Here is a 5,202-nt window from a genome sequence, read left to right as displayed (position 1 = left end):
TCGGCGACCTGGTCACCATGACGTGGTGGGACGACCTGTGGCTCAACGAGTCGTTCGCCACCTTCGCGTCGGTGCTGTGCCAGGCGTCGGCGACCGAGTACACCGGGGCTTGGACGACGTTCGCCAACGTCGAGAAATCGTGGGCCTACCGCCAGGACCAGCTGCCCTCGACGCACCCGGTGGCCGCCGACATCCCCGACATCGCCGCGGTTGAGGTGAACTTCGACGGCATCACCTACGCCAAGGGCGCCTCGGTCCTCAAGCAGCTCGTCGCCTACGTCGGCCTCGACCCGTTCCTCGCCGGGCTGCGCGACTACTTCGCTGCACACAAGTTCGACAACGCGACCTTCGACGACCTGCTCGCGGCGCTGGAGCGCTCGTCGGGCCGCGACCTCTCGCACTGGGGCGCGCAGTGGCTCAAGACGACCGGCATCAACGTCATGCGCCCCGACTTCGAGATCGGTGACGACGGGAAGTTCACGCGTTTCGCAATCGTGCAGGAGGGCGCGGCGCCGGGCGCCGGCGAGACCCGCGTGCACCGCATGAAGGTGGGCGTCTACGGGTCCGACGACGCCGGCAAACTCGTCCGGCAGGCCGTCGCCGAACTCGACGTCGACGGTGGGCGCACCGAGGTCGCCGACTTGATCGGCGTCGACGCGGGCGAGCTCATCCTGCTCAACGACGACGACCTCACCTACGCATCGATCCGACTGGACCCCGATTCGTTGCGTGTGGCTACCGAGCGCATCAGCGACATCGCCGATCCGATGCCGCGGACCCTGATCTGGTCGGCCGCCTGGGAGATGACCCGGCAGGCCGAGATGACCGCGCGCGCCTACATCGACCTGGTGTCGCGCGGCATCGCCACCGAGAGCGAGATCGGCGTCGTCCAGCGGGTGCTGCTGCAGGCCAATGCCGCCCTGGGCATGTACGCCGACCCGGCGTGGGCCCGGGAGGAGGGCTGGCCGTCGTTCAGTGCGCGGCTGCTGGAGCTGGCGCGTGCCGCCGAGGCCGGCTCCGACCACCAGCTCGCGTTCCTCAACACCCTGCTCACCGGCGTCACGGCACCCGACCAGCACGTCGTCCTGCGCGGACTCCTCGACGGCGACGACCCGGCTTCGCACGGTCTGCCGGGACTCGCCGTCGACGCCGACCTGCGCTGGCGCATCGTGAAGGCGCTGGCCACCGCCGGGGTGATCGACCAGCCTGAGATCGACGCCGAGCGCGAGCGCGATTCGACCGCGGCCGGCCACCGCAATGCCGAAGGGGCACGGGCCGCACGGCCGAGCACCGACGCCAAGGCAGCCGCGTGGCAGGCGGCGATGGTGGACGATTCGCTCCCCAACATCACCGTCCGTGCGATCGCCGAGGGTTTCGCGGGACCGGGCCAGAACGAGGTCCTCGCACCGTACGCCGACGAGTACTTCGCGACCATCGCCGACGTGTGGGGGCGGCGTTCGAGCGAAGTCGCACAAACCGTCGTGGTGGGCCTCTACCCTGACTGGGACATCAGCGACGATGGCCTCGCCCGAGCGGACCGATTCCTCGCGGGCGATCATCCGCCAGCACTGCGTCGACTCGTTCTCGAGGGTCGCGACAGCGTTGCGCGGGCCCTGCGGGCCCAGCGGTTCGACCGCGAGGGATCGCGCTAACCCCGTCTTTCTCAGTGGAGGAGTACACCCCCATGGCAACCGAGATCGAAGAACTCCCCCCGACGCCGCCCAAGCCGAAGGCCAACCGCACCCACTGGCTCTACATCGCGGTCATCATCGCCGTGATCGCCGGCGTCATCGTCGGGCTCGTCGCACCCGAGTTCGGCAAGGACGTCGCCTTCCTCGGCACGATGTTCGTGAGCTTGATCAAGATGATGATCGCGCCGGTCATCTTCTGCACGATCGTGTTGGGCATCGGATCGGTGCGCAAAGCGGCGACCGTCGGCAAGGTCGGCGGTCTGGCATTCATCTACTTCCTGATCATGTCGACGGTGGCACTGGGCTTCGGCCTCATCGTCGGCAATCTGCTCAAGCCCGGCACCGGATTGAACTTCAAAGCCGACCCGGGCAAGGGCGCCGAACTGGCCGGTAAGGCCCACGAGTCCGGCGGCACGATCGAGTTCCTGCAGGGCATCATCCCGGACACGCTGGTGTCATCGCTGACCTCGGGCAAGGTGCTGCAGGCGCTCTTCGTGGCGCTACTCGTCGGGTTTGCGATCCAGTCGCTGGGCAAGGAGGGCGAGCCGATCCTGTCCGCGGTGAGCTACTTCCAGAAGCTGGTGTTCAAGGTGCTGTCGATGATCCTGTGGACCGCACCGATCGGCGCGTTCGGCGCGATCGCCGGCGTGGTGTCGCAGACCGGTTGGTCGGCGGTGCGCGAGCTCGCGGTCTTCGTCGTGGCCTTCTATGCCACCTGCCTGATCTTCGTCTTCGTCATCCTCGGCCTGTTGTTGCGAGCGGTGACCGGGTTCTCGATCTTCCGGCTGGCGCGCTACCTCGCACGCGAATACCTGCTGATCGTCGCGACATCGTCGTCGGAACCGGCGCTGCCGTCACTGATCGCGAAGATGGAGCACATGGGGGTCAACACGTCGACGGTCGGCATCGTCGTCCCCACCGGCTACTCGTTCAACCTCGACGGCACGGCCATCTACCTGACGATGGCGTCGCTGTTCATCGCCGACGCCGCCGGTGACCCCATGACCTTCGGCGAACAGATCAGCCTGCTGCTGTTCATGATGATCGCCTCGAAGGGAGCGGCCGGTGTGACCGGCGCCGGCCTGGCGACGCTGGCCGGCGGGTTGCAGGCCCATCGCCCCGACCTGCTCGACGGGGTCGCTGTGGTGGTCGGCGTCGACCGCTTCATGTCCGAGGCTCGCGCGTTGACCAACTTCTCGGGCAACGCCGTCGGCACGCTGTTGATCGGTACGTGGACCAACACCATCGACAAGGGACGCGCCACCCAGGTGTTGCACGGGGAACTCCCGTTCGACTTGGAGCAAGCCGTCACCGCGCCAGCCCATTGACCTCGTCGAACGACTGAAAAACGCCCCCTGATGGGTGGCCGGGGGAGGATTTCCCTCGGCGCCTCACCAGGGGGCGTTTTTCAGTGCTTGATCAGGGTGCGACGGCGGCGGTGGCCATGACGCGGATCGCCGACACGAGGCCGTCGATCAGGTCGTCGCGGCGGAACGAGCCAGCCGCGGCAGTTACGCCGAGGGCGGCGACACGGTCGTTGATACGGCCGGCGACGGCCTTGCCCGACACGATGGCGATGTCCTTAGAGTTCGGCGACACGGCGATAAGTGCGCCGTGAGCGGGCTCGGGGCCCTGGAGCAGGACCTCGCGCGCACTGGCGACCGGGTCGGACCCGAGGTCACCGATGTAGACCGAGAAACGCACGCGTGCATTCTCCGAGCATTCGCTCAGCGCATCGTCGAGCCGGAGGAGTTCGTCGGGCGAGAACGGGAAGCCGGGCACCTCGGAGTCGGGGAACCGGACCCCGGAGACGCGCCCGCTGTTGGTCACGACCGTGCCGATGGGCAGGTCGCCGGCGGGACGGGTCGCAACGACGTCACCACTTGCCATGAGCCGCGCCTCCTTCGGTGTCAGATGCCTCGGCGTGGGCCGGCAGCGCCATGTTCGGCACGTCCGTGGACGAGAAGAGGATCGGCGCGTGGTCCCACGGCTGATCCAGGGTGTACCGCTCGGGAGCCTGGTAGTGCGTCTTGCCGAAAAAGGTCAACCACACCATGGAGAGCACACACAGGAGCACTGCCGTGCACACCGCGATGACCACGGGGATCCCGACCGGGACGATCAGGTCTTCGATCACGTCCGACCTCTCTTTCGCTTGGGCTGTGGGTTGAATTTATCAGTCGGAGGGACGCGATCGCAGCGCGGGGAGAACATAGCGTCGAAAATGTCGGCGGACCGACTCGGCATCGTCGGCGTCGAGGTGGTTTCCGGGCACGCTTCCGAGGCTGATGAGGACTCGGGCGACCCATTCGGCAGCCTCATCGACATGGGTTTCCGGGTGGATCTCGCCGTCGGTGATCGCCTCGGCAACGTACCGGTGCCAGAATGCGGCGAGGTCGGGAACCAGACCCGCGACGCCGACGCCGATGGCCGTGCCGAACTCCTCTGGCTCATCGTTGCGCAGCCTCATCAGCATCGCGCCAGGGTCGTCGTAGGCGCGTCGACCGATCTGCACCCCGGCGACGAGCCGGTTCTCGAAGCCGTCGATCGCTGCGAGTTCGGCGTGGTTGCGCTCCCACGTCGTCTCGACGAGGCGGATCAGTGCGGCACCCACGAGTGCATTCTTGTCAGGGAAGAGCCGGTACAACCAGGCCCGCGACACTCCAGCCCGTTCGGCGACGGTGCTCATGGTCGTCGCCCGGATGCCCTTGTCTGCCAACAACTCCTCGGCGACGTCGAGCAGGCGCTCGCGCGTCGACGCAGCGGCGGAAAGGGTCATGGGCGGGAGTGTAGCGGTCGGTCGTGGGCCGATCGGCCATCTCGGGCCCTCGTCTCGGTCCCGCTTCGCCGACCGGTGAAGCGGGATCGAGGCGGCGAAGCGGGAAACGGCCGGGCACTCAGATCGACGTCGACGACGGTCGTTGGCCGAGCGGGCCCCGCAGTTCGCACAGCCGCCGATCGGAATCGGTCTCCAGCAGCAGCGCCGTTCCCGCGGGCCTGAGATCGATGTTTTCGCCCTGGGCGATGGGCCAACCCAGGAAGCGACAGACGAACGCTCGGGAGAAGTGGCCGTGCGAGACGATCACGACGTCCCGCGCACCCAGCAGGTCGTCGACGTGGCGGACCGCTTGGTCGACGCGCGCAGTCATGGCGGCCACCGACTCCCCGCCGCGAGCGCCGTGCGTCCAGATCATCCAATCCGGCTCGTCGTCGGCCTGGATCTGTTTGCGGGTCAGCCCTTCGTAGTCGCCGTAGTCCCATTCGGTGAACAGTTCGTTGGTCTCATCAATGTGCAGGCTCGCCAGTTCGGCGGTGCGCTGCGCCCGTCGCCGTGGGGATGCGATGACGTAGGCATGGTCCAGGTCCGATTGCTCGCCGATCCCCCGCAGAGCCCGCGCATCGTCCTCGCCCTGTTTGGTGAGGTCGATGTCCGTGCGGCTGGTGTGCTGATCAGACAGGGACCATTCGGTCTGGCCATGCCGGACGATCAGGGCGTGTCAGATGGTCTGTG

At 67.4% G+C, this 5,202-nt stretch carries 6 protein-coding genes; 2 read left to right on the top strand and 4 right to left on the bottom strand.

Annotation, left to right across the window (positions count from 1 at the left end; translation table 11 throughout):
- Together B4L26_RS16545 and B4L26_RS16540 are read left to right on the top strand one after the other, a co-directional pair.
- A partial coding sequence (locus B4L26_RS16545; RefSeq protein WP_290720558.1) for an ERAP1-like C-terminal domain-containing protein occupies positions 1-1,652 on the top strand: 1,652 nt, incomplete at its 5' end.
- A 32-nt stretch (positions 1,653-1,684) separates the two neighbouring features.
- Complete coding sequence (locus tag B4L26_RS16540) at positions 1,685-3,019, top strand: cation:dicarboxylate symporter family transporter (protein ID WP_290720556.1); 1,335 nt, start codon at positions 1,685-1,687, stop codon at positions 3,017-3,019.
- 91 nt (positions 3,020-3,110) lie between these two features.
- On the opposite strand, the gene B4L26_RS16535 is transcribed toward B4L26_RS16540, so the two are convergent.
- From B4L26_RS16535 to B4L26_RS16520, 4 genes are all read right to left on the bottom strand, one after another.
- Complete coding sequence (locus tag B4L26_RS16535; RefSeq protein WP_290720554.1) at positions 3,111-3,581, bottom strand: DUF5130 family protein; 471 nt, start codon at positions 3,579-3,581, stop codon at positions 3,111-3,113.
- Positions 3,568-3,828, bottom strand: a complete 261-nt coding sequence (locus B4L26_RS16530) for a hypothetical protein (protein ID WP_409563469.1) — start codon at positions 3,826-3,828, stop codon at positions 3,568-3,570. Before B4L26_RS16530 ends, B4L26_RS16535 begins: the two co-directional genes overlap by 14 nt.
- Positions 3,829-3,867: 39 nt before the next feature.
- Positions 3,868-4,470, bottom strand: a complete 603-nt coding sequence (locus B4L26_RS16525; protein ID WP_290720551.1) for a TetR/AcrR family transcriptional regulator — start codon at positions 4,468-4,470, stop codon at positions 3,868-3,870.
- A 118-nt stretch (positions 4,471-4,588) separates the two neighbouring features.
- Positions 4,589-5,182: a histidine phosphatase family protein gene (locus B4L26_RS16520; RefSeq protein WP_290720560.1), complete on the bottom strand. Its 594-nt coding sequence runs from the start codon at positions 5,180-5,182 to the stop codon at positions 4,589-4,591.
- Between the last annotated feature and the right edge of the window lie 20 nt (positions 5,183-5,202).

The sequence above is a fragment of the Gordonia sp. UBA7599 genome (genome assembly GCA_002477755.1).
Taxonomy (GTDB): domain Bacteria; phylum Actinomycetota; class Actinomycetes; order Mycobacteriales; family Mycobacteriaceae; genus Gordonia.
The sequence above is the reverse complement of the archived record's forward strand: the minus strand, read 5'-3'. Positions and strand labels throughout refer to the sequence as shown.

What these genes read in the sequence shown, in the direction of transcription:
- B4L26_RS16540 (WP_290720556.1), top strand. Translation starts at nt 1,685, where the DNA reads ATGGCAACCGAGATCGAAGAACTCCCCCCGACGCCGCCCAAGCCGAAG.
- B4L26_RS16535 (WP_290720554.1), bottom strand. Translation starts at nt 3,581, where the DNA reads ATGGCAAGTGGTGACGTCGTTGCGACCCGTCCCGCCGGCGACCTGCCC.
- B4L26_RS16525 (WP_290720551.1), bottom strand. Translation starts at nt 4,470, where the DNA reads ATGACCCTTTCCGCCGCTGCGTCGACGCGCGAGCGCCTGCTCGACGTC.